Annotated in this window: 20 protein-coding genes and 1 tRNA gene; 16 read left to right on the forward strand and 5 right to left on the reverse strand. The window is 71.3% G+C overall.

Annotated elements, in window-relative coordinates; all coding sequences use genetic code 11:
* Positions 1 to 141 precede the first annotated feature (141 nt).
* A complete protein-coding gene (locus AC08OU_RS03100; RefSeq protein ID WP_462186368.1) occupies positions 142 to 1,173 on the forward strand; it encodes a 4-(cytidine 5'-diphospho)-2-C-methyl-D-erythritol kinase in 1,032 nt (343 codons plus the stop codon).
* A complete protein-coding gene (locus AC08OU_RS03105; RefSeq protein ID WP_476599605.1) occupies positions 1,170 to 3,023 on the forward strand; it encodes an ABC-F family ATP-binding cassette domain-containing protein in 1,854 nt (617 codons plus the stop codon). Before AC08OU_RS03100 ends, AC08OU_RS03105 begins: the two co-directional genes overlap by 4 nt.
* A gap of 25 nt (positions 3,024 to 3,048) precedes the next feature.
* On the opposite strand, the gene AC08OU_RS03110 is transcribed toward AC08OU_RS03105, so the two are convergent.
* Positions 3,049 to 4,068: an acyl-CoA desaturase gene (locus tag AC08OU_RS03110; protein ID WP_476599604.1), complete on the reverse strand. Its 1,020-nt coding sequence runs from the start codon at positions 4,066 to 4,068 to the stop codon at positions 3,049 to 3,051.
* Positions 4,069 to 4,453: 385 nt separating this feature from the next.
* Here AC08OU_RS03110 and AC08OU_RS03115 point away from each other — a divergent pair.
* The 4 genes from AC08OU_RS03115 to AC08OU_RS03130 all read left to right on the forward strand — a co-directional run bounded on the left by AC08OU_RS03115 (position 4,454) and on the right by AC08OU_RS03130 (position 8,800).
* Positions 4,454 to 4,525 (forward strand) — tRNA-Gln (locus AC08OU_RS03115).
* Positions 4,526 to 4,754: 229 nt separating this feature from the next.
* The gene (glmU, locus tag AC08OU_RS03120; RefSeq protein ID WP_476599602.1) at positions 4,755 to 6,365 is read left to right on the forward strand and encodes a bifunctional UDP-N-acetylglucosamine diphosphorylase/glucosamine-1-phosphate N-acetyltransferase GlmU; all 1,611 of its coding nucleotides are present in this window, start codon (positions 4,755 to 4,757) and stop codon (positions 6,363 to 6,365) included.
* Positions 6,366 to 6,686: 321 nt separating this feature from the next.
* On the forward strand, positions 6,687 to 7,661 hold the full coding sequence (locus AC08OU_RS03125; RefSeq protein ID WP_462186364.1) for a ribose-phosphate diphosphokinase: 975 nt from the start codon (positions 6,687 to 6,689) through the stop codon (positions 7,659 to 7,661).
* Between the two features lie 113 nt (positions 7,662 to 7,774).
* Positions 7,775 to 8,800: a tryptophan--tRNA ligase gene (locus tag AC08OU_RS03130; protein WP_476599600.1), complete on the forward strand. Its 1,026-nt coding sequence runs from the start codon at positions 7,775 to 7,777 to the stop codon at positions 8,798 to 8,800.
* A 79-nt stretch (positions 8,801 to 8,879) separates the two neighbouring features.
* Here AC08OU_RS03130 and rsmA read toward each other — a convergent pair whose 3' ends face one another.
* On the reverse strand, positions 8,880 to 9,695 hold the full coding sequence (rsmA, locus tag AC08OU_RS03135) for a 16S rRNA (adenine(1518)-N(6)/adenine(1519)-N(6))-dimethyltransferase RsmA (protein ID WP_462202722.1): 816 nt from the start codon (positions 9,693 to 9,695) through the stop codon (positions 8,880 to 8,882).
* A 56-nt stretch (positions 9,696 to 9,751) separates the two neighbouring features.
* The gene (locus AC08OU_RS03140) at positions 9,752 to 10,576 is read right to left on the reverse strand and encodes a TatD family hydrolase (RefSeq protein ID WP_476599598.1); all 825 of its coding nucleotides are present in this window, start codon (positions 10,574 to 10,576) and stop codon (positions 9,752 to 9,754) included.
* A 124-nt stretch (positions 10,577 to 10,700) separates the two neighbouring features.
* Between AC08OU_RS03140 and AC08OU_RS03145 the strand changes: the two genes are divergently transcribed.
* Positions 10,701 to 11,942: a type 1 periplasmic-binding domain-containing protein gene (locus AC08OU_RS03145; protein ID WP_476599596.1), complete on the forward strand. Its 1,242-nt coding sequence runs from the start codon at positions 10,701 to 10,703 to the stop codon at positions 11,940 to 11,942.
* A 167-nt stretch (positions 11,943 to 12,109) separates the two neighbouring features.
* Complete coding sequence (locus AC08OU_RS03150; RefSeq protein ID WP_476599595.1) at positions 12,110 to 12,661, forward strand: YdcF family protein; 552 nt, start codon at positions 12,110 to 12,112, stop codon at positions 12,659 to 12,661.
* A 13-nt stretch (positions 12,662 to 12,674) separates the two neighbouring features.
* On the opposite strand, the gene rsmI is transcribed toward AC08OU_RS03150, so the two are convergent.
* Entirely contained in the window at positions 12,675 to 13,559 is an 885-nt protein-coding gene (gene rsmI / locus AC08OU_RS03155; RefSeq protein WP_476599593.1) for a 16S rRNA (cytidine(1402)-2'-O)-methyltransferase, read from the reverse strand.
* Between the two features lie 40 nt (positions 13,560 to 13,599).
* Here rsmI and AC08OU_RS03160 point away from each other — a divergent pair, with 40 nt between their 5' ends.
* Positions 13,600 to 15,285 carry a dolichyl-phosphate-mannose--protein mannosyltransferase gene (locus AC08OU_RS03160; RefSeq protein WP_476604268.1) on the forward strand — a complete coding sequence of 562 codons (1,686 nt, stop codon included), beginning with the start codon at positions 13,600 to 13,602 and terminating at the stop codon, positions 15,283 to 15,285.
* 399 nt (positions 15,286 to 15,684) lie between these two features.
* Positions 15,685 to 15,882, forward strand: a complete 198-nt coding sequence (locus AC08OU_RS03165; RefSeq protein WP_006541195.1) for a hypothetical protein — start codon at positions 15,685 to 15,687, stop codon at positions 15,880 to 15,882.
* A gap of 52 nt (positions 15,883 to 15,934) precedes the next feature.
* Here AC08OU_RS03165 and AC08OU_RS03170 read toward each other — a convergent pair whose 3' ends face one another.
* Complete coding sequence (locus AC08OU_RS03170) at positions 15,935 to 16,483, reverse strand: hypothetical protein (RefSeq protein WP_476601305.1); 549 nt, start codon at positions 16,481 to 16,483, stop codon at positions 15,935 to 15,937.
* Positions 16,484 to 16,875: 392 nt separating this feature from the next.
* Between AC08OU_RS03170 and AC08OU_RS03175 the strand changes: the two genes are divergently transcribed.
* From AC08OU_RS03175 to AC08OU_RS03200, 6 genes are all read left to right on the forward strand, one after another.
* Positions 16,876 to 18,660, forward strand: a complete 1,785-nt coding sequence (locus AC08OU_RS03175; RefSeq protein WP_476601306.1) for a glycoside hydrolase family 15 protein — start codon at positions 16,876 to 16,878, stop codon at positions 18,658 to 18,660.
* Between the two features lie 193 nt (positions 18,661 to 18,853).
* Positions 18,854 to 20,344 carry an FHA domain-containing protein gene (locus AC08OU_RS03180; protein WP_476601307.1) on the forward strand — a complete coding sequence of 497 codons (1,491 nt, stop codon included), beginning with the start codon at positions 18,854 to 18,856 and terminating at the stop codon, positions 20,342 to 20,344.
* A 40-nt stretch (positions 20,345 to 20,384) separates the two neighbouring features.
* Positions 20,385 to 21,200, forward strand: coding sequence for a DUF305 domain-containing protein (locus AC08OU_RS03185; protein WP_476601308.1), 816 nt, complete (start codon positions 20,385 to 20,387; stop codon positions 21,198 to 21,200).
* A gap of 110 nt (positions 21,201 to 21,310) precedes the next feature.
* Positions 21,311 to 22,891, forward strand: a complete 1,581-nt coding sequence (locus tag AC08OU_RS03190; RefSeq protein ID WP_476601309.1) for a SulP family inorganic anion transporter — start codon at positions 21,311 to 21,313, stop codon at positions 22,889 to 22,891.
* A gap of 72 nt (positions 22,892 to 22,963) precedes the next feature.
* Positions 22,964 to 24,109: a family 43 glycosylhydrolase gene (locus AC08OU_RS03195; RefSeq protein WP_476601310.1), complete on the forward strand. Its 1,146-nt coding sequence runs from the start codon at positions 22,964 to 22,966 to the stop codon at positions 24,107 to 24,109.
* Between the two features lie 130 nt (positions 24,110 to 24,239).
* Entirely contained in the window at positions 24,240 to 24,446 is a 207-nt protein-coding gene (locus AC08OU_RS03200) for a VOC family protein (RefSeq protein ID WP_476601311.1), read from the forward strand.
* Positions 24,447 to 24,593: the final 147 nt, after the last annotated feature.

A 24,593-nucleotide genomic window follows, 5' to 3' on the forward strand; every position in this document is an offset into this window, starting at 1 on the left:
GGCGGATAGGTTTGGGTGCCGGCCGCCACCGAAACGCCACGCCGCCCAGCGGGCGCGTGCGTCCGAGCGAAGGAGCATCCGCTGCCTCGATCCCACCCGGGTCCGCGCCGAAGCGCCGGAGCCGGCCCCGCTACCGTCACCGTGCGAGCCCCGGCCAAGGTCAACCTGCATCTCGGCGTCGGGCCGCTCCGACCGGACGGCTACCACGACGTCATCACAGTGCTGCAGGCCGTCTCGCTGTTCGACGACGTCTCGGCGACGTCGGTCGATCCCCCGCAGTTCCACGGCTCGGGGCTATCGACCACCGGCGACGGCGGCGGGGACGGCGGGGACGGCCGGTCCGGCGGGGACGTAGTCGTGACCGTCGAGGTGTCCGGGGAGGGCGCCGACCCGGCGTCGCTGGGTCCGGCGACGCCCACGCCGGAGGTCTCCATCGTCCCCACTGGCCGGGACAACATCGCCGTCCGGGCCGCTCACCTGGTTGCCGAGGCCGCGGGCATCACCTCGGAACGTGTTCATCTCACCCTGGCGAAGGGCATCCCCGTCGCCGCGGGGATGGCCGGGGGCAGCGCCGACGCGGCGGCGGCGCTCGTCGCCTGCGACGCGCTGTGGCAGACCGGACTGGACCGGGCGACCCTGACCCGGCTCGCCGCCCAGCTCGGCAGCGACGTCCCGTTCCCCCTGGCCGGCGGCACCGCACTCGGCACCGGGCGCGGCGAGCAGCTCACCGACGTCCTGGCGACGGGCGAGTACTACTGGGTGTTCGCGCTCGCCGACGGCGGCCTGTCCACCCCCGCGGTCTACAAGGAGTTCGACCGGCTGACCGAGGGCAAACTGCGGACCGGCCCGACCCCCGCCGACGACGTGCTCGCCGCGCTGCGCACCGGCGACCCCGGTCAGCTCGGGGCCGCCCTGGTCAACGACCTGCAGCCGGCGGCGCTGCGGCTTCGGCCGTCCCTGCGCCGCGTCCTGGAGGCGGGCCGGGAGCTGGGAGCCGTCGGGGCGATCGTGAGCGGCTCCGGTCCGACCTGCGCCTTCCTCGCGGCCGGAGCGCAGGAGAGCATCGCGCTCGCGGCAAGCCTCGCCGGGATGGGGGTCGCCCGCGCGGTACGCCGGGCCTCCGGGCCGGCGAGCGGCGCCAGGATGGTGGAGGGGGCAGGCGAAGCGCCGTGAGCGCCGTCCTGGTCAGCCTCGAGAACGTCGACGCCGCGTTCGGCACCCGGACGCTGCTCGACCGGGTGAGCCTGGGGATCGGCGCCGGGGAACGGATCGGGGTCGTCGGGCGCAACGGGGCCGGGAAGTCCACCCTGCTGCGGATCATCGCCGGCGAGGTGGCCCCGGACGCCGGCCGGGTCGTGCCCGCCGGTTCCACCCGGGTCGCCACCCTGGCGCAGGCCGACATGCTCCCCGCCGAGCGCACCGTGCGCGAGATTGTCGTGGGCACCGTCGCCGAGCACGAGTGGGCGGCGGATCCCCGGCAGCGGGGCATACTCGCCGGGCTCGGGCTGCTCGAACGGCTCGACGACCCGGTCGGGCCGATGTCGGGCGGGGAACACCGCCGGGTGGCGCTGGCCCGGCTCCTCGTCCAGGACACCGACCTGCTGATCCTGGACGAGCCGACGAACCACCTGGACGTCGAGGGGGTCGCCTGGCTCGCCCGGCATCTCGCCGGCTTCCGCGGTGGACTGCTCGTCGCGGCCCACGACCGCTGGTTCCTCGACGAGGTGTGCGGACGGGTCTGGGAAGTCGTGGACGGGCGCGTCGACGCGTACGAGGGCGGCTATTCCGCGTACGTGCTCGCACGGGCCGAACGCACCCGGCGGGCCGACGCCACCGAGGCCAGGCGCCAGAACCTGCTGCGTAAGGAACTCGCCTGGCTACGCCGCGGCCCGCCCGCCCGGACCAGTAAGCCGCGCTTCCGCATCGACGCGGCCAATGCGCTAATCGCCGACGAGCCACCGCCCCGGGACACCATGGCGCTGCGCAGCTTCGCGGCATCCCGGCTGGGCAAAGACGTCTACGACGCCGAGCATGTCACGGTCCGGATCGGGGACCGGACGTTGTTCGACGACGTCACCTGGCTGGTCGGACCGGGGGACCGGATCGGGCTGGTCGGTATCAACGGAGCCGGCAAGACCACCCTGCTGCGCGTGCTGCTGGGTGCGGTGACGCCGGACGCCGGCCGGGTCCGGGTGGGGGCCAGCGTGCGACCGGCTCTGCTGTCCCAGGAGATCGCCGAACTACCGGCGCCACTGCGGGCACTGGAGGCCGTCGAACAGGTCGGGCGGGTCCTGGAGGTCGAGAAAGGCCGGGAACGGACCGCCGGCCAGTTACTCGAGCAGTTCGGCCTCCCGTCGTCGCGGCAGTGGACGCGGGTCGGGGACCTCTCCGGCGGCGAACGCCGCCGGCTGCAGCTGCTGCGCCTGCTGATGGCCAGACCGAACGTGCTGCTCCTCGACGAGCCGACCAACGACCTCGACACCGACACCCTAACCGCGCTCGAGGACCTCCTCGACTCGTGGCCGGGCAGCCTGATCGTGGTCAGCCACGACCGCTATTTCCTCGAACGCACCTGCGACGTGACGCTGGCGCTGCTCGGCGACGGGCACCTGCGCATGCTGCCCGGCGGCATCGAGGAGTACCTCGCCCGGCGCGCGGCCGCCCGGGAGGAGGCCGCGGCCCGGGCACCGTCATCCCGGGGTTCGTCGGCCTCCGGCGGCGGAGCGGGCGGGCAGGCCACCGGCGGACAGGGCACCACCATCGCCGAAGCTGGGCGGACAGGTGGGCCGCCCGCCCTGTCCGGAAGCGAGCTGCGCGCCGCCCGCAAGGAGCTGACCCGGCTCGAGCGCGCCCTGGACCTGCTGAGCCGACGCGAGCAGGAGCTGCATCACGAGCTGGCCGAGGCCGCGACGGATCATGGGCGTCTGCTGACGCTGGACGCCGAGCTGCGCGCCGTCGTCGCGGACAAGGACAGCACCGAGGAGGCCTGGCTCACCCTCGCCGCCGAGATCGAGGGTGGCTGACAAGCCGCCGCCACCCGCCGCCCGGTCAGGCGGTAGCGCGTTTCGCCGCGAGACGCGCCGGGTCCGGCCAGCGGACGTCCCGCACCAGGTGGACGGTCTCCATCAGCTTGATCAGGTAGAAGCTGGTGTCGATTTGCCAGGGCCGCACCCCGTGCCGGGCCGAGGTCGGCTCGGCGTGATGCAGGTTATGCCAGGACTCGCCCATCGACAGCAGGGCCAGCGGCCACACGTTGGTCGACCGGTCCCGCGACCGGTAAGGACGCGAGCCGAGGACGTGGCAGATGCTGTTCACCGACCACGTGACGTGGTGCAGCAGCGCGATACGGACCAGCCCGGCCCAGAAGAACGCCTCCAGCGCCGCGGCGAACGAACCCCCCCACAGGCCGCCGATCATGGCGGGCAGCGCGAGGCTGGCGAACGCGCACAGCGCGAACGAGCGGCTGACCTTCATGATGTCGGGATCGTCGAGCAGGTCCGGGGCGAACCGACGCTGGTCGGTCTGCTCGACGTCGAACAGCCAACCCACGTGGGCGTGCCAGAGACCCTTGATCAGCGACCACGTCCCCGGACCGTAACGCCATGGCGAGTGCGGATCGCCCTCGGTGTCGCTGAAGGCGTGATGACGCCGGTGGTCGGCCACCCACCGGATGACCGGGCCCTCGATCGCCATGTTGCCGGCGACCGCCAGCGCGATCCGCACCGGCCTGGACGTCCGGAAGCCGCGGTGGGTGAAGTAACGGTGGAAGCCGATCGTCACGCCATGGCCGGTGATGCCGTAGAACACCACGGCGAGGACGACGTTCCGCCAGGAGATCCACCGCCCCCACATCGCCGGGATCGCGACCGCCAGGGCGACCAGCGGCACCACGATCGTCACCACCATCACGACCTGCTCGACGCGGGCCTTCGTCATCGAACGGAGCCGCGAGGCGTTGCCGCGGCTGTTCGCGGGATCAGCCCGGCGGGGAACCGGGCCCGTGGTGGGTTCGCGGTCGTCCCGCGGTGCCCGCTTGTCGCTCGGTGTCACCGTGTCGGTAGCGGTCATCGCCTCGTTCCGTCCGTCGCGGCTGGCCCACTGTGCCGGCGCTCCATCCGCCACGGTAGCCCGCCGACATGACAACGTCCCCCCGCCTCTACGTCCGCCACGCAAACAAACCATCGGTCGCCGACCCGGATCGATCGGCACCGCCGCGCACCACGGTCACCGGCAGGTCGATGACAAGCCGATGACGAATAGCGACATCTAATAAAATTTGATGTTATTAGATGACAGCCAGTGGCAGTCGGGCGACGAAGAGATGAACGGCAGCCAACCAAACCCGGTCCGGGACGCCCGCCCGCGCCGGCCGGCGGGCGGGGTAGCCGGCGGTGGCCCGGCTTTTACCATCCGAGCCACCCCACGATGGTAGAGTTGGCATGTTTTCTCGCGGTCCGCCGTAGTGTAATCGGCAGCACAGGAGATTTTGGTTCTCTTAGTCCACGTTCGAGTCGTGGCGGCGGAGCACTACCGGGCCCGGAGCTACCGGGCACCATCAGTAATACCATCGAAAAGAATATTCCGGAAGCACCGCCGCACCATCACCACGGCGGCAGACAGGCACACATCATTTCCCAATCCGGGGCCGGCGTGTTCCCGGGATGGCCGTGGCATCTGCCGGCGCCTTCCGGTCGACGGGTAGTGTGGGCGCCGTCGCCCCACCGCTGTCCAGGTCCGAAGACTCGGGAGATCGCGTGACATCATCACGTCCGGCGGCCGTCATCATCCTGGCAGCGGGCGAGGGCAAGCGTATGCGCTCGACGACACCGAAGGTGCTGCACCACATCGCCGGGCGCTCCCTTCTCCACCACGTGCTAAGCGCGGCCGGAGCCCTCGCGGCGGCGCGTACCGCGGTCGTCGTGGGCCACGGCCGCGAACAGGTCGCGGCGATGCTGGCGGAGCAGGCTCCCGAGGTCGTCCCGGTCGTCCAGGACCGCCAGCACGGCACGGGCCATGCCGTCCGGGTGGCCTTGGCGGCGCTCGGCGAGCTGGCGCCCAGCGGCACGGTGGTCGTGCTGCCCGGCGACACCCCGCTGTTGACCGGCGCGACGCTCACTGCCCTGGTGGCCCAGCACCATGCCCGGGCGGCCGCGGCAACGGTCCTGTCGGCCGTTGTCGACGACGCCATCGGTTACGGCCGGGTGGTGCGCGACGGCGACGGCGCGGTCCGGGCCATCGTCGAGCATCGCGACGCCGACGCCGCCACCGCGACGATCCGAGAGATCAACACCGGCGTGTACGCGTTCGCCGCGGGCCCACTCCAGACCGCACTCGCAGGGCTGACCAGGGACAATGCTCAAGGTGAGGAGTACCTCACCGACGTCGTCGGGCTGCTGGTCGCCGCCGGGCGGCCGGTGGCCGCGCGGGTCGTGGACGATCCCGGCGAAGCCGGTGGGGTGAACGACCGCGTCCAGCTCGCCGCCGCCGGACGGGTGCTGCGGGACCGGATTGTCGAGGTGGCGATGCGCGCCGGCACCACCGTCGTCGACCCGCAGACCACCTGGATCGACGCCGACGTCATCCTCGAACCGGACACGACGCTCGCCCCCAACACCTTCCTGCACGGCCGGACGCACGTCGCTCGCGGCGCCGTCATCGGCCCCGAGTGCACCCTGACGGACACGGCAGTGGGCGCGGGCGCGACCGTCCTGCGGACCACAGCCGAGCGGGCCGAGATCGGCGCCGGGGCCGTGGTCGGGCCTTACAGCCATCTCCGGTCGGGCACCCGGCTAGGCTGCGAAGGCAAGATCGGCTCCTTCGTCGAGACGAAGTCGGCCGATCTCGGGAACCAGACGAAGGTCCCGCACCTGGCGTATGTCGGCGACGCGGTGGTCGGCGAGCGCAGCAACATCGGATGCACGACGGTCTTCGTGAACTACGACGGGGTGGCCAAGCACCGCACGATGATCGGCTCGGACGTCCGGATCGGCAGTGATACCATGCTTGTTGCTCCGGTCACGGTCGGGGACGGGGCCTACACCGGCGCCGGATCCGTGATCCGGGAGGACGTTCCGCCGGGCGCGCTGGCGGTCCGGGAGGGGCGGCAACGGATCATCGAAGGCTGGGTCTCCCGCCGCCGTCCCGGCAGCCCGGCGGCACGAGCGGCCGCCGCGGCCGGCGTCCCGGCCCCCGGCGGTGCCGGAGATCCCGAGCGTCCCGATGAAATGCCACAACCGTCCGCGGCCGAGGCCGCCGTGCCGATCCCAGCTCATCAGGGTGACGTGGCGCACCGGAGTGAGTTGCCGCCTACCGGCAAGGGCGAGGCCGGCATCGCCGGTATTCCCGGCGCGGGGAGCAGAACGTAAAACCGGGAAGCAGAATGTAAAGAGACGTCCGTCCGAACCTTCTGGCCAGCGAGGGGATGCACACCGCCCGGTCTGCCCCGCCCGGGTCGGCGGCCCGGGGTCCGCGGGCGGCAGCCGGCGGGTATCGCCAGAGTCGCGGGCGGCGATCCGGGCACGTGGGTACCGTCCCGCCTGCGCCAACAGGGGCGGGACCGGGTAGGCCCAAGTGTTGAACCGTGCGGCCTCACGGCCGTTCCCCCGAACGGGTCACCCGCCCGGGGGCTGCCCACGCCAGCCCGACCACGCCAGCCCGACCACGCCGTCACGCCCGAGGAGTACGCGGTGGCCTACCAGACCGAGAACCGGCGCAATCTGATGCTCTTCGCGGGACGTTCGCACCCGGGCCTCGCGGCGGAGGTCGCGGCCGCGCTCGACGTCGAGCCCGTCCCCACCAATGCTTACGAGTTTGCCAGCGGCGAGATCTTCGTCCGCTTCTCCGAATCGGTTCGAGGCTGCGACGCCTTCGTGCTCCAGTGCCATTCGGCCCCGGTGAACACCTGGCTGATGGAACAGCTGATCATGGTGGACGCGCTGAAGCGGGCCAGCGCCAAACGGATCACCGTCGTCGCGCCCTTCTACCCCTATGCGCGCCAGGACAAGAAGCACCGTGGCCGGGAGCCGATCTCGGCCCGCCTCGTCGCCGATTTGTTCAAGACCGCCGGCGCGCACCGGCTCATGTCGGTCGACCTGCACACTGCCCAGATTCAGGGCTTCTTCGACGGGCCGGTGGACCATCTCTTCGCGTTGCCGCTGCTCACCAACTACATCGAGTCCAAGCTGGACACGTCCGAGGTGACCGTCGTCGCCCCCGACTCGGGCCGGGTCCGCGTGGCTGAGCGGTGGACCGACCGGCTCGGCTGCCCGCTGGCCATCATCCACAAGCGGCGTGACCCGGACGTTCCCAACCAGGTGAAGATGTTCGACGTGGTCGGCGAGGTGCACGGACGGACCTGCGTCATCGTCGACGACATGATCGACACTGCCGGCACGATCACGAAGGCCGCGGAGTCACTCAAGGAGCACGGCGCGGCGGGCGTCATCGCGGCGGCAACCCACGGTGTGCTGTCCGGCCCCGCCGCCGACCGGCTGAAGAACTCGGAGATCAGCGAGGTCGTCCTCACGAACACGCTGCCCCTGCCCAGCGAGGCTCGCATCGACAAGATCACCGAACTGTCCATCGCCCCGCTGCTGGCCGCGGCCATCAAGGCCGTGTTCGAGGACGGGTCGGTGACCGGCCTGTTCGGCGGAGACGCCTGACCGAGGCTCGGATCTCCCACCCCGCCACCGAGACAGGCGCAGGCAGGCGAACGGCCGCGAAGAACGACCTGGGGCGTCCCGGCGGCTGCCCCGCGTCCGTAGACTGCCCTGCCATGGCAGCGCAACAGCCGAAGGTGTCTCTCACCGGGATCAAGCCGACGGGCGAGCCGCACCTCGGCAACTACATCGGAGCGATCCGGCCGTCGCTGGAGCTCACCTCGACCTACGAGTCGATCTATTTCGTCGCCGACTATCACGCCCTGACATCCGTGCGTAGTCGCGAGGAGTTGGCGAGCTACACCCGCTCGGTGGCGGCCACGTGGCTCGTGCTCGGACTCGACCCGACGAGCACGATCTTCTACCGCCAGTCCGACGTCCCCGAGATCTTCGAGCTGGCCTGGGTGCTGTCCTGCGTCACCGGCAAGGGTCTGATGAACCGGGCCCACGCCTACAAGGCAGCCCGTGACCGCAACGCCGAGGCCGGCGTCCCCGATCTGGATGCCGGCATCAACATGGGCCTGTTCAACTATCCGATTCTGATGGCCGTCGACATTCTCATCATGAATGCCGACGTGGTCCCCGTCGGTCAGGACCAGTCGCAGCACGTGGAATACGCCGCCGACATCGCCGGCTCCTTCAACCATCTGTTCGGTGACGTGTTCAGCCTGAAGATCCCGGAGGTGGTCCTCCCGGCCGGGAGCTCGGCGAAGGTACTGCCCGGCATCGACGGCCGCAAGATGAGCAAGTCATACCGGAACACCATTCCCCTCTTCGCGCCGGAGAAGCAGCTACGGAAACTCGTCCGTGGGATCGTGGGCGACAGCACCCCGCTGGCGGACCCGAAGGACCCGGACAGTTCCGCGGCCTTCGTCCTGCTCGAGAACTTCGCGGCTCCCGAGGCAATCAAGGAGATGCGCAGCCGTCTGGAGCAGGGTGGCACTGGATGGGGTGAGGTGAAGAACGCCCTGTTCGAGACGCTCAACGACTGGCTGTCACCGCTGCGGGATCGCTACACCGAGCTCATCACCCCGGACAGCGAGCTGGACGACATCCTCGCGGCGGGTGCCGAGCGGGCCCGCGACCGGGCCCGGCCAGTGCTCGCCGGGGTCCGGCGCGCGATCGGGATTTCCCCGCTCTGACCTTCCCCGCTCTGGCCTCCCCCGCTGTTCCGCCCTCCCCCCGCCCGTTCCACCGGACGGGTCAGTCGGAACGGGCGGGTCAGTCGGAACGGGCGGCGCGGGCGGCGGCCAGCCGGCAGAAGGCCGCGACATCGAGGGTCTCGCCCCGGGCACCGGGATCGACCTCGGCGGCACGCGCCAGTTCCCCGGCGGCGGCGGGCGATCCGGCCCAGGGCGCCAGGGCCGTACGCAGGGTCTTGCGGCGCTGCGCGAACGCGGCATCGATCGCGGCGAAAACGTCCGCCCGCAGCCGCGCCGGACCGGGCAGGGGCCTGCGGGTGAAGGCCACCAGCCCTGAATCGACATTCGGCTGCGGCCAGAAGACCGGTCTGGGCACCGCGCCGGCCGGCCGGGCGTGCGCGTACCAGGCCAGCTTGACGCTAGGCGCCCCGTACACCCGGCTGCCCGGCGGCGCGGTGAGCCGGTCGGCGACCTCCGCCTGGACCATCACCAGCCCGCGGCGCAGCGAGGGCAGCCGTTCCAGCAGCCCGAGCAGCAGCGGCACCGCGATGTTGTAGGGCAGGTTCGCGGCGAGCACCCCGGGCGCAGCCACGTCGGCGGGCAGGTCGGCCGAGGTGGCCCGCAGACCGTCGGCGGCCACCACGCGCAACCGCTCGGCGACGTCGGCCGGCAGCCGGGCGGCCACGGTCACCGGCAGGACCGCGGCGAGGGGGCGATCCACCTCGACAGCGACGACGGCCTTCGCCGCCTCGACGAGCCCCAGGGTCATCGACCCGAGTCCTGGCCCGATCTCCAGCACCGTGTCGTCCGGGCCGACGCCGGCGAGCCGCACCAGCCGGCGGACGGTGTTCGCGTCGACGAGGAAGTTCTGCCCGCGCCGTTTCGTCGGCCGCAGGTCCAGCTCGTGCGCGAGGGCCCGAAGCTCAGCCGGCGAGAACAGCGCGTCGGTGTCTACCAGGGCCCGAACACCCGCTCCGCGTTTGCGGCGATGTGCGTGCCGAGCTCGGCGACGCCGACGCCGCGGGTCTCGGCCAGCACCCGCAGCGTCAGCGGAATGAGGTACGGGCCGCCGGGCCGGCCCCGCCAAGGGGTCGGGGTGAGGAACGGCGCGTCGGTCTCCACCAGGATGAGATCCGCCGGGGCGACGGCCGCCGCCTCCCGCAGATTGGCGGCATTGGAGAAGGTGACGTTACCGGCGAACGACATCACGTACCCGGCGTCCGCGCAGATCTTCGCCATCGCCGTGTCCCCGGAGAAGGCGTGGAAGACGACCTTCTCCGGGGCGCCCTCCTCGCCGAGGATGCGCAGCGTGTCGTCGTGGGCATCCCGGTCGTGGATCATCAGCGCCCGGCCGGTCTCCTTGGCGATCACGATGTGGCGCCGGAAGCTCTCCTGCTGCGCGGCATGCGCCTCGGGTGGGGTGCGGAAGTAGTCCAGGCCCGTCTCGCCGATCGCGCGCACGCGATCGGCGCGGGCCAGCTCGGCGATGGCGGCGAACGTCTCCTCGGTGACCCCGTGGGCCGCCTCGTTAGGATGGATCGCGACGGCGGCGTAGATCTCCGGATGCGCCGCGGCGACCTCGGCCTGCCATCTGCTGGTGGGCAGGTCGATGCCGACGGTGACGGCCCGCGTGACACCGACTGCCCGGGCCGCCGCGATCGCCGCCGGAACTTCGGTGCCCATCAGGTCGAGATGACAGTGGCTGTCGACCACGGCCACAGGAAGAGGGTCCGGCGGTGGCGGCGGATCACCCGACCGGCCAGAGTTTTGCGCCACCTCGCCCGCCCTCCCGTGCCCGCCCTTCGTTTCCTGAAGTCTGAAGTCTACGACCGCCGCCGAGTGTGCCAGACAACCCGGCATGGGACGCTAATCGGGTGAGCAAGCGCAAGGACCCCACGCGATGACGACACCGTTGACCGTTGCCCTGGTCACCCCGCTGACCGGTCCCGACGCCGCCCAGGGCCTCGCCGGGCTACGAGGGGTCACCCTGTGGGCGCGTGACGAACGCCTCCCACCGCCCTGGGACGAGGTGAGTCTCACCGCCTACGACGCGTATCCCGATCCGGCCGCCGCCATGCGCGCCGCGGTGGCCGCGGGACCCGACGCCCTGCTCGGACCCTACGGCCACCGGGCGGCACTCGCGGCCTGTGCTGCGACGGACCGGGTGGTCTTCAACACCGGCGCCCCGTCCACGCGCTTCGTCCGGCAGGCCTTCCCGAACGTCGTGAACATCGCCGCGGCCACCTCGACCTGGCCGCGCGGGGTCCTCGCCGCCGTGCGGGCGGCCGATCGACGGGCCCGCAAGGTCGTCCTGCTCGCCTCCGGGGACACCGCCGTCGAGATCACATCGGTAACGAAGGCCGCCGCGGTAGCGCAGTCGTTCGAGGTGGCTTCGCACGTCTTCCCCCCGGGCAAGGCCGCCCTCACCGCGACCCGGCTGCCCCCGGGCGACATCCTCATCGTCCACGCCGGCCCGGACGACGAGCTGGCGGCGGCGAACATCCTGCTGCGCCGGCCGTGGCGGGCGGCCGCCTTCTCCACGGCCGTCAGCGCGCAGGCCACCGCGAGCCTGGGCGACCTGCGCGAGCAGCTGCTGGCGCCGGGCAGCTGGATGCCCGAGAGCACCCAGCCGACCGCGACCGGTCCGACCGCGCGGGAGTTCACCGCCGACTTCACCGCCCTGCACGGCGTCGCGCCGACCGAAACGGCGGCCTGGGCCTACGTCACCGGGCTGATCCTGGGACGGGCCATTCGCTACTGCGGAGGCGTGCAGGACACCTCCGTGCTCGCCGCCGCCCGGGGCATCGACACGACCACGTTGCTCGGTCGCTTCCGGCTGGACGAGGCGACGGGGCTCCAGGTCGGCCACCAGATCCCGATCGTGCAGTGGCAGGCCGGTGCCTCCCGGACGGTCTGGCCCCGTGAGTCGGCGCGGGCACCATTCGCCCATCCCCGGCTGTTCACCAGCCGCCCGGGGACGGCGTCGCGGACTTCGCCGGGGACGGGCACGTTTTCGATCAGCCCTCCCACGCCGACGGCCGGATCGGAGACGACGCCCCCGACCACGCAGCCCCGGACCGCGCAGCCTCGGACCGCGCAGCCTCGGACGCCTCCGGCCTCGCGCACACTCCCCACCACGTGAGTGGGCCTCCGCCGCCGACGGGCCATCCGGGGCGGGTGAACCGTCCGGAGCGGTGGCCCATCCGGGGGGGGTGGACCACCCGGAGCGGGTGAACGGTGGTTGGTTCGGGTGCCGCCGTGGTACTGAGAAACTCACGGCGGCACTTGGCGGCCCGCGGAGGGGGAAACATGGCAGCGGGTCCGCTCGGTCGTGCTCCCGCGGGGCCGTGGCGCCGCCGGGCCGCAGTGGGCATCCTCGGTGGCCTGACGGTGGCCTTCGCGGTGGCGACAGCCCGGCTGTTCGTCTTTCCGCACCAGGATGCTCCCGCCCCGGTGGACGCGATCGTCATGTTCGCCGGGAGTCCGGGACGGCTCGAACGCGCCGTCGCACTCACGCGAGCCGGCTACGCACCCGTGCTCGCGGTCTCGGCGCCGACGGAGAAGGACCCGTGCCCCGGGCCCATTCCCGGGGTCGAGGTGATCTGTTTCTCGTCCGATCCGCGGACGACCCAGGGCGAGTCGCGGTGGACCTCCGCGGCGGCGGCACGCCGCGGGTGGCATTCGCTCATGGTCGTCGCCTCGACCTCACAGAGCACGCGCGCCCGGCTGCGCCTCGACCGTTGCTATGACGGCGAGACGCGGATGCAGGGGGTCCCGCCCCCGCGCCGGGCCTGGCCGTACGTGATCGCCTACGAGTGGGCGGCCCTGGGCAAGGCCCTCGTTCTCCAACGCCACTGCTGACCGCCGACCGTGCTCAGCGCCCGTCGGCCCGGTCCCCGGCCCGGGCGGCGAGCTCCGCGGCATAGACCTCGTTGCGGGAGACGCCGTACTCGGCGGCCACGGCCTTGCGCGCGTCCTTCGGGGACATCCCCGCCGAGGTTCGTCGGGCTACCTCGGCGACCAGGATCCTGCCGTCGATGATCGGCCCAGCCACGCTTGGCCCGGCCCGGCCCCGGGTACCGCCGGCGACCACCAGCGTGAACTCCCCCCGGATAACCCGGCCGTCGGTGGCCCAGCCGAGCAGATCGGCGAGGTCGCCGCGGACGATCTCCTCGAAGGTCTTCGTCAGCTCGCGGCAGAGCACCGCCGGACGGTCGGCGCCGAAGGCCGTGACGAGGTCGCGCAGGCCGGCCACGAGCCGGTGTGGGGACTCCAGGAACACCATCGTCCGCGGCTCGCCGGCCAGGTCGCGAAGGCGTCCACGCCGGTCGCCGCCCTTGCGCGGCAGGAAGCCCTCGAAGGTCCAGCGGTCCGTCGGCAGCCCGCTGACGGCCAGGGCCGCGGTGACGGCGGACGGACCGGGAACGACGGTCACGGCCATCCCCGCGGCGGCGGCTGCGGCCACGACCCGGAACCCGGGGTCGGAGACGGCGGGCATCCCGGCGTCGGTGACGAGCGCGACGGTGGCACCCTGGCGCAGGTAGTCGGTGAGCTGGGCGGCCCGGGTGCCTTCCACCGCGTCGTAGCACGACACGATCCGCCCGGACACCGTCACGTCGAGCGCGTGCGCCAGCCGTAGGACCCGGCGGGTGTCCTCGGCGGCGATCACATCCGCGGTGGCAAGGATCTCGCCGAGCCGAGGGCTGGCGTCCCGGACGTCGCCGATGGGGGCACCGCACAGCACCAGGGTCCCGGACACCCGACCAGTCTGTCAGGAGCCAGGACCTACCCTGATCGGTGTGACGGCGACGACGGCCCACCTGCCCTGGACGGCGACCGGTCGCGGGGACGCGGCGCGGGTGGCCGGCCCGGGTTCCTCCGGCCCGGCCGGCGGTCGGCCGCTCTCGGTGCGTGAGCGGCTGTGCCCACCGATGCCGCGGTCGCCGCTCGTAGGGTGGCTGGCGACCCTGTCCGTCGCGATCGTCGCCGGGCTGCTGCGTTTCTGGCACCTCACAGAGCCCCGCGGGATCTACTTCGACGAGGTCTACTACACCAAGGACGCCTGGGGCCTGCTGACGGCCGGGTATGAGATCAACTCGACGACCTGTTCCGGTCCGGCCTACGTCGTCCATCCGCCGTTCGGCAAGTGGCTGATGGCCGCCTCCGAGGGTCTGTTCGGCTATACCGACTGTGCCGGGGTCTCGCACGGCAGTCCGGAGCTCGGCTGGCGGTTCTCGTCCGCGCTGTTCGGGACGCTCGCTGTCTTGGTCCTCGCCCGCGCCGCCCGACGGATGTTCCGCTCCACGCTCCTGGGCTGCTTCGCCGGTCTGCTCCTCGCCCTCGACGGGCTGGAGTTCGTGCAGAGCCGCATCGGGATCCTCGACATCTTCCTGATGACTGGCGTCGTCGTGGCGCTGGCCTGTCTGCTGCTCGACCGGGACGACGGCCGCCGCCGGCTCGCCGACCGCCTGGAACCGGCTGGTTCCGGTCCCGGATCAGCACCTCTGGGGGACAATGCCGCCGGCCCGGACAGCGGCTCGACCGCGGCGGCTCCGCCCACCCGGGCCGACCGCCTCCTCGACACGTACGGGCCGCGGCTGGGGTTCCGCCCCTGGCGGCTGGCCTGCGGGGTGGCCCTGGGACTGTCCATGGGGGTGAAGTGGAGCGCCCTCTACACGATCATCGGCTTCGCGGCGCTCGCCCTCGCGTGGGACATCGGAGCGCGGCGCACCGGCGGAGCCCGCCGACCCGTGTTGGGAGCACTGCGCCGGGACAGCCCGGCCTGGTTCGCCGGGTTCCTACTCGTCCCCATCGTGACCTTCCTCGCCACCTGGACCGGCTGGTTCGCCACCGACGGCGGCTACTACCGCCACTACTACGGCAACGGCTTCGGCGCCGCGTGGCACGGCTGGTGGAAGTACCAGATGGCGGTGCTGAAGTTCCACGAGGGACTCCACGAGGGGCACGCCTTCGCGTCGCATCCGATGAGCTGGCTGGTGATGGCGCGGCCGGTCGCGTACTACTACTCCTCGCCGGCGTACGGGACCTCGGGCTGCCACGATCCGGCCGGCTGCTCCCGGGAGGTCCTCGCTCTGGGCAACCCGGCGATCTGGTGGGTCGGCACGGCGGCGCTGGTCGCGATGCTCGCCTGGTGGGTCTCCCGGCGGGACTGGCGGGCGGCCCTGGTGCTGGTCGGGTTCGGCTCGGCCTTCGTGCCGTGGCTGCTGCTCCCGAACCGCACGATGTTCTTCTTCTACGCGCTGCCGTCGCTGCCGTTCCTGGTCCTCGCCATCACGGCGCTGGCCGGGCTCGTCCTCGGCCCGCGCGAGGCGTCGGAGACCCGCCGCCTGGTCGGGGCGCTGTCGGTCGGAATCTACACGATCATCGTCGTGCTGCTCTTCGCGTACTTCTACCCGATCCTGGCCGCCGAGGTGATCCCCTACTCCTCGTGGCGCGCCCGGATGTGGTTCCCGGGCTGGATCTGACAGGACACCACACCAGGCCCACGGTGCCGACCCGTGAACCCCGACGAGGCCCGCGGCGTCGCCTCAACGTGATCCGACTCACGACTTCGCGCCCCATTCGTGGCATCACCACCGTAGGCGATGCAACCATTACGAATCGGCAAGCCGGAACGGCGACAGCCGCAGCGACAGGGGTTATCGAAGTTGGACGGTCACGAAGAGCCGAACAAGGACGCCACTAGCAGCACCGCCCTGGTCCTTGAACGGGGGGGTCGCGTACAGCTCGAGAAGTCGATCCGAGAGGGTGGGGCGGTCACCATGCCCCGAGGCCGTGCGGCAGTGAGCGCCCAAACGGGCCTCCCTCCGACCTCCAACCACCGGAGACGGGTGTCGGGCGGGCCGAGACTGGGAGGAACCACCATGGCGGATGTGTCGGTACGCTTCGCGATGACCGATGACAGCGAGATCGTGCTGAACCTGTCGCTGACCCAGGCGATCCGGCTCACGGAGGCGATCGCGTCGAAGGTCAGCCAGGCGATGACCGAGCAGCCGCGGGCCGGCATGAACGGCAACGCCTACGGCCCCGGGGTGCGCCCCGGCCCCTACTCGACGTCCTGAGCCGTCCGGCACCGAGCCGGGCTGTACCCCCGGCGTACCCCGCGGTGCCGGGCTATCCCCCGGTCAACTGGGCGATCAGGGCCCGCAGCAGGTCGAGATCCCGGCGGCGCAGCTCGGCGACGGACGACGGATCCGGCCGTGTGGAGGCCAGCGCCGCACGCACCGAGCGCAGCTTGTCGCGCAGGATCTCCACGTCGGCGGGTGTCAGTAGACCGTCGCGCAGGACCAGCACGACGTGGCCACCGTGCTGCACCACGTCCACCGGCTCGACCATCGGCAGCGTGACGACCCGGATACCGACAGGTGCCTCCTGGTCGTAGACAAGACACAGCTGGTCCTCCGCCATCACCTCCGCGGTGCCGTCGTCCCACAGCACGGTCGCTCGGGCCGTGATGGGGGTCACACCGCGGGCCGACTCGACCCGCACGGGGTCAGCGTTCCCGGCCGGTTCGCGACGGCCGGCCGGGTGGACGGCGAGTACCGTGCCGCGCCGCGACCAGACCCCGCCACCGAGGTCGTCGACGGGGAAGACCCGGTCACCCCGGGCGAACATCACCAACGTGGCACGACCGTCCTCGGCGATCGATGGGTGGGCGGCCATAGCGTGATCGTAGGTGGCCGCCGTGGGGGCCCGAGCGCCGAGACCCCACCAGGGCGCATCCGGCAACACCCGCACACCCGCGCCGGAAACTACCGTTCCCCACCGGTGAACCGGTCCCAACGATCCTGGTAGCCACCGATGTGGCCACGAACCACCGCCGGCATCGCACGTTCACCGGCTCCCCGCGGCCACTGTGGCTTACGCCCGGTCATGGTCCCGTGGGCTCCGCAACGGGTTACCTTCGCCTGGTTGCCACCGAATCGCGTGGCGACCGGCGGCGGTCGGAGGACGCGGGCGGCTCCCGGCGGGCCGCGACAACGTGGTCCATCCTCCCCCCTGTCCCGCAACCCCCACGGCCGACCTCGGCCGGTCACGTTTCGCGGAGCCCACGAATGCCCGACACCGACTATCCGCCCATCGAAGAGCACGCGGTCATCGGCGACCTGCGTACCGTGGCCCTGGTCGCCACGGACGGCACGATCGACTGGTACTGCCCGCAGCGCTTCGACGCGCCGTCGGTTTTCGCGAGTCTGCTGGACGCCGACCGTGGCGGATCGTTCCGCATCCACTGTCCGGACTCCCGGGCCAGGCAGCTCTACCTACCCGACTCGAACATCCTGATGACCCGTTTCCTCGCCCCCCGCGCGGTCGGTGAGGTCATCGATTTCATGGTCCCGGTGGACAGCGACGTCACCGAGACGCCGCACGTCGTGGTCCGCCAGGCGCGAGCGGTGCGTGGAACCGCCACGTTCCGGCTGCGCTGCGACCCCCGGTTCGACTACGGCCGAGCCCCGCACACCGTCACCCTGGTACCCGGTTCGGGCGCGGTGTTCGAGTCGACCGCCGGCACCCTTGTGCTGCGCACGGCCCTGCCGCTGCGCGTCGAGGCCACGGCCGTGGTCGCCGAGTTCGAGCTGGCGATGGGCGAGTGTGCCGACATCGTGCTCGAGTGGAACTCGACCATCCGCCCATTGATCATCGGTGAGGCGGAGACGTTGTTCACCCGGACGCTGAACTACTGGCAGGCCTGGATCCGGCGCGGGCGCTATCACGGCCGGTGGCGGGAGATGGTGCTACGCAGCGCTCTCGTCCTCAAACTGCTCGTCTACCGGCCCACCGGGGCGCTGGTGGCCGCGCCGACCACCTCGCTACCCGAGGAGCTCGGCGGCGTGCGCAACTGGGACTACCGCTACACCTGGATCCGCGACGCGGCCTTCACGGTGTACGCGCTGATGGCGCTCGGCTTCACCGACGAGACCGCGGCGTTCATGGACTGGCTCGAACAGCGATGTCACGAGGCACCCAAGGACTCCGGGCTCTACGTGCTCTACAGCGTGGACGGCAACGCCGACCTGGACGAGCTGGTCCTCGACCAGCTGTCCGGCTATCGCGGCTCGAAGCCGGTGCGCGTCGGCAACGCCGCCGCCACACAGCTCCAGCTCGACATCTACGGCGAGCTGATGGACTCGGTGTACCTGTACAACAAGCAGGTCCCGATCTCCTTCCAGCTCTGGGAGGCGCTGGGCCGCCAGCTCGACTGGCTGGCCAAGCACTGGGACGAACCGGACGAGGGCATCTGGGAGACCCAGGGTGGGCGCCATCGCTTCACCTACTCAGCCGTGATGACCTGGGTCGCCTTCGAACGGGCCTGCCGGATCTCGCGCCAGCGTGGCCTGCCCGGGCCGACGAACGAATGGAAGGACTACGCCGGGCAGGCCTACCGGTTCGTCCAGAACGAGGCGTGGAACCCCACCCGCGGCGCCTACATGGAGTTCCCCGGCTCACCACGGATGGACGCATCCCTGCTGTGCATGCCGCTGGTGAAGTTCTCCGGCCCCACCGACCCCCGGTTCCTGTCGACCCTGGAACGGTTCAGCGGGGACCTGGTCAGCGACAGTCTGGTGCGCCGGTACGCCGCGGACGGCAGCGACGGCCTCACGGGTGACGAGGGCACCTTCAACCTGTGCTCGTTCTGGTACGTGGAGGCACTGACCCGGGCCGGTCGGGTCGCCGAGGCCCGGATGGTCTTCGAGAAGATGCTCACCTACGCCAACCACGTGGGGCTCTACGCCGAGGAGATCGGTTCCTCCGGGGAGGCGCTCGGCAACTTCCCGCAGGCGTTCACCCACCTCGCCCTGATCAGTGCCGCGATCCATCTCGACCGCGCGCTGGGGTGACCGACCCGAGGACGGGTGTGCGGTGACCACGGGTGTGCGGTGACGGGCGGTTTCCGGTGCCGGCGCGGCACGGCAGGATAGGCGGCGAGGATACGCACCGGAGCCGATAGCCTGAAGATCGGCACCGATGTTCGGAGTGCGGGATCCTTCAAGGTCGGGATCCTTCGAGGTGCGGGATACGAGGGGCGAGGTCATGGCGGGACTGGACCGTTTCCGGGTGGTCGTGGAATCCGGGCGCGGAGATCGGGCGGGAGTGGTCGTCCGGCTGCCCGGCGCACTCATCGTCGCCCGTGCCGGCCGGTCGGAGACGGCCGAGACGACCACCAGGCTGCTGGCGCTGTGCGCCGAGGTCGCCGCCGAGGTGGGCGCCACCGCGTCGACCATGGGTCGCCGGCTGGTGCGCCGGGTCGCAGGGCTGCTGGCCGACGCCGATCCGGATCGGGTGCCCGACTTCAGCCTGCTGACCACGGTCAATGACCGGGTCGCCGCGCTGGTCCACGGGGCGATGGACGTCGTCGCGACGGGCAGCTCCGGGGTGACGCTCTCCGGCGTCGACTCGGCCACGTGGGTCGACCGGCTGCTGCCCACCGAGATCAGCCGGATCGACGTCGGCCCCACCGGCATGGTCGGGCCGACGGGTTTCCCCGGCGGGCTCGGCGATCTCGGTTTCCCGCTCGACCTGCGCATCGGGGCCGTGCCCGGGATCGGGGTGAGTCTGCTGCTCAGCGACACGCCGTCGCTGCCCGCGCCGAAGGCCTCCGCCGAGCAGCTGCTTGTCGGGTTCGATCCGGTCCGGGAGCCGATGACCGGCGCCGCGCCCATCCCCACGCCGGGAACTCGCGCCCCCGATCCGATGTCGACCACCCCGCCGGCGCTCGCCCCCCTGCGCAGCAAGGAGGAGGAGGCCCACCGGCGCCGCGCCGCCGCCGAACCGACGCAGGCGGCCGACCTTGACGAGCTCGACGAGGATCCGCCCACCGAGCTGGCCCAGCGTGACTCGATCCCGCGTGCCGGGAGCGATCTGGGTGGCAGGCACGGCCACGCCGGCCACGCCGGGCCCGTCGGCCACCGCGAGGGCCTCTCCGACGATCTGGGCGACGACCTCACCGACGACGAGCACGACGCCCTGACCCAGCTCCCGGGCCAGAGCTTCACCATCTCCGACCTCATCGAGGACGACGAGGCACCGACGATGCTGCCGAGCAGCGGCGAGCCTCAGGTCGAGGGCGTGCTGTGCGCCAACGGCCACTTCAACCACCCGCAGGCGCCGTACTGCTCCGAGTGCGGCCTGTCGCTCGCCCAGCAGAACACCCGCACGGTCTGGGGCCCCCGGCCGCCCGTCGGCGTCCTCGTCTTCGACGACGGCCAGACCATGAACGTCGACATGGACCTGGTGATCGGCCGCCAGCCGGACCGCGACGATGCGGTCCGGGCCGGGAAGGCACGGGCGCTGCCGGTCGAGGACGGCGAGAGCGCGGTCTCCCGGGTACACGCCATCATCACCCTCAACGGCTGGGACGCGGTCATCACCGATCAGGGTTCGGCGAACGGCACTTACATCGCCCCGCCGGAGGCGACCGTGTGGACGCCGCTGAGCCCGCACCAGCCGGCTCCCCTGATCCCCGGCACCCGCGTCCAGGTGGGCAAGCGGACGTTCGTCTTCAACTCCCACCTGCACGTTTGACCACCTGCCCGGGCAACTCACCCGCCCAACCGAGGTGATCATGACGACGGCGAACGACGACCGGCCAGCCGGCGACGACCCGCCGGCCAGCGACGGCGATGCGGCGCGCGGGAGTGACGCGCGGCCGCGACGCCGCTGGGCCCGAAGCCGGCTGTGGTGGGCGCCGGTGATGCTCGCCGTGGTAGCCGGCCTGCTGGCGGCCGGCGCGGCGCTGGGCAACCTCGCCAGCCGGCCACCGGCTGAGGGGTCGGTCGACGTCGGCTTCGCCCGGGACATGTCCGAGCATCACGCCCAGGCGGTGCAGATGGCCATGATCGAGTTCAGTCACGGCGGTGACCAGGACACCCGCAGCGTGGCCCAGGACATCGCGCTGACCCAGCAACGCGAGATCGGCATCATGTCCTCGTGGCTGTCCGGATGGGGACGGCCCCAGTCCACCTCCGGGATACCGATGCGGTGGATGCGGGACTCCCGCACCGTCAACGGGGCCTCGGGCGGGCAGGATGGTCATGACGGTCACGGCGCCGCCAGGCCCGGCATGACCATGCCGGGCCTGGCCGAGGATGCGGCGGAGGACGCGTCCAGCGACCCGCGGGACACCGCGCGCATGCCGGGCATGGCGACCCCCGCCGAGCTGCAACGGCTGGCCTCGATCCGGGGCCATGACCTCGACGTCCTCTTCCTCACCCTGATGGTGCGCCACCATCGTGGGGGGCTGGCCATCGCCCAGTACGCGGCGATGCACGCCGGTGAGGACCGGGTACGGGCGATGGCCAGGGCGATGGTGCTCGCCCAGTCGATGGAGATCGACCAGATGCAGCGCGATCTGGTACGCCTCGGCGCGCCTCGGGCCTGACCGGCGAACCCACCCGCTGTCACGACGAAACCGCCTTTGTATAGTCAAGTGGGACTAACCGGACTCGGGGAAGGTAGCCCCCTCGTCGCAGGGCAGGGGAGGCCGCCGCCATGCCTGGTGCAACCGCCCGAGAGGCCGCCGACGCCGGGGGCTTCGTTCGCCGGACGGCCCCCGGCGGCCCCTGGTACTCCCGCCGCCTCACCGGCCACTGGCCGGGGATTCGTTACGTCCGGGTGGAACTGCTCGCCGGCCTGGTGACCTCGCTCGCGCTGATCCCGGAGACGATCTCCTTCTCCGTGGTGGCGGGGGTCGATCCGAAGGTCGGTCTGTTCGCGTCGTTCACCATCTCGGTGGTCATCGCGTTCACCGGCGGGCGCCCGGCGATGATCTCGGCGGCGGCAGGCTCCATGGCCCTCGTCGCCGCCCCCCTGGTCCGCGACCACGGCCTGAACTACCTGCTGGCGACGACCATCGGGGTGGGCCTGCTGATGTTCGTGCTCGGCCGGCTCGGGGTGGCACGGCTGATGCGGTTCGTCCCGCGGGCCGCGATGATCGGCTTCGTCAACGCGCTGGCCATCCTCATCTTCACCGCGCAGATACCGCACGTGATCGGCAAGTCGTGGCAGGTCTACGCCCTCGTCGCCGCGGGCCTCGCCATCCTGCTGGCCGTCCCCCGCCTGACCAGAGCGGTCCCGCCGCCGCTCGTGGCGGTGGCGGTCCTCACCCTCGTCACCGCCGGTTTCGACATCTCCGTCCCCACCGTCGGCGACGAGGGCCGGCTGCCGAGCTCACTGCCCGTCCCCGGCGTGCCCGACGTGCCGCTGACCTGGGAGACACTGCGGATCATCGCCCCGTACGCGGTGGCGCTTACCGCCGTCGGCCTGGTGGAGACGCTGCTGACCGCGCAGATCGTGGATCGGTTGACCGACACCACGCATGACCCGAACCGCGAATCCCGGGGCCTGGGGATCGCCAACATCGTCAACGGCTTCTTCGGCGGGATGGGCGGCTGCGCCATGATCGGCCAGACGATGGTGAACGTCAGCTCGGGCGGGCGGGGCCGGCTGTCGACCTTCGCCGCCGGCGGCTTCCTGCTCATGCTGGTCGTCCCGCTGCGCGACCTCGTGCGGGTCATCCCGATGTCGGCGCTGGTCGCGGTGATGATCATGATGTCGGTCATGACCTTCGAGTGGCGCAGCATCCAGCCCTCGACGCTGCGCCGGATGCCCCGCAGCGAGACCGCGGTCATGGTGGCGACCGTCGCCGTCGTGGTGCCCACCCACAACCTCGCCTACGGCGTTGGGGTGGGCGTCGTGCTGGCCGCGCTGCTGTTCACCCGCCGGGCCGCGAATCTGGCGCTGGTGACCAGCGTGCTCGACCCGGAGGGCCGGGAGAGGATCTACTCCGTCCAGGGCACGCTGTTCTTCGCCTCGACCAGTGATCTGGTGAACGCCTTCGACTACGCGCGCGATCCCGGACGGGTGGTCATCGACCTCTCGGAAGCCCACCTTCTCGACTCGGCGGCGGTCACCACCCTCGACGACGTGTGCGCGAAGTACCGCGAACGCGGCACGCAGGTGAGCCTGGTCGGGGTGAACGCCCGTAGTGCCACCCTGCTGCACAAGCTGTCCGCCGAGCCGGCCCAGGTGGAACCGGCACCGACCGAGCCGGCACCGACCCGCGTCCGGTGAAGTCGAGCTGATCGTGAATACACTCCGCCATTAGATGCTCACTCAGATACTTACGCTGAGGATGGTGGCGGGATGGCCGGAGAGCGGGGCGCCGGGCTCACTCAGGGTCTGATCGACTTCACTCGGCGCCAGCCCGCGGTGGTCGTCATCATCATCGTCCTAGGCGGGTTGTACCTTGCCAGGTCCGGTCCGGGCCCGGGTTCCCGGGCCGTCCTCGTCCCCGGGATCGAGTTCTCGACCCCGTCCCTGATCACCCACAACCGGACGACCTATGCCTTCGGCGTGGACCCGGACTCCCCCGGCACCGTCGACGTGCTCTCCAGCCGGGACCGCCGGAGCTGGACGATCGAGCCGGCCGCGCTGCACACCCTGCCGCCCTGGGCCGACCCCACGGGCGGCCTCGGCCCGGCGGCCGTCGGCGCCTTCGGCCATGGGTTCGTCATGTACTACGCGACGGCCGTGCGTGGCCTCGACGTCCGCTGTATCTCCGCGGCGACCGCCGACTCCGCCGACGGTCCGTTCGTCGACACCTCTCTCGCGCCCTTCATCTGCCAGACCGCGGACGGCGGCAGTTCGGATCCGAGCCCCTTCGTCGACGAAGCCGGACGCGCTTACCTGGCCTGGGCAAGCCCCGGGGCGGGCGGCGGCTCGGACCGGAACCACGGCGCGCCGCCCACGCTGTGGGCGCAGCGGCTGCGACCCGACGGACTCGTGCTCGCCAGCGAACCCGCCGTCATGCTCCGCCCGAGCCTGTCCTGGCAGCAGGGGCGGATCTCGGCACCATCGATGATCTCAACCCGCGGGCGTCACCATCTGCTCTATTCGGCCGCGTCGCCGCTCGGTGGACGGCAGGTGGTGGCGACCGCGTCGTGCAAGGGGCCGCTCGGGCCCTGCCGGCCGGCGGACGAACCGATGCTGACCGGGGGAAAGGTCGGCTTCGGACCGAGCGGGGCCCATGCCTTCACCGACGCGCGGGACCGCTGGTGGGTGGGGCTGCACAGCTGGGACTCCCGGCCCGACGGCGCCTACCTGCCAATCGGTCGGTTCGTCGTCGCTCCGCTCGACGTCACCCGGGACGCGGTGACGCTGCACGTCGACTCCCTCGTCCGAGGACGGGTGCTTGATCCGGACGAGCATGACCCATCCCACGAGCACCCATCCCACGAGCACCGCCGGCAGCACGAGGACCGGGTAGACGGCGAGGACCGGGTGGGATAATCAGGTGGTGGGGCCGGCTCCCCGCCGTCTTCGCGGACTACGACATTCCGAATCCGAGCATTCCCGGTATCTCCACCGAGGACCACGGGCCCTGGAAGTGCCGACAAAGCGACTTACGGAGAAGGTCCATATGCCAGTCGAGCTGAATCATACTATTGTGCATGCCCGGAACAACCGGGAATCGGCCGAGTTTCTAGCGGATATCCTCGGTCTCAAGGTCGGCGCCGCGCGGGGACCGTTCATCCCGGTCGTCACCGCAAACGGTGTCACCTTGGACTTCGCCACCGCACCGGTTGAGTCGATCACTGCGCAGCACTATGGGGACGTAATGAAGTAACAAATACGTGATCGAGAGCATCATCGCAGGTCACAGGCCTGTGGAGGGTTCGAAACGCGCAAGTTATTTCATTTCGACTCCTATGCGTTCCTGATCGCCGAGGAGGAGTTCGACGCGGCGTTCGAGGGTCTTCGAAGTTAACCGGGG

It is taken from the genome of Frankia sp. CcMO1 (assembly GCF_977945845.1).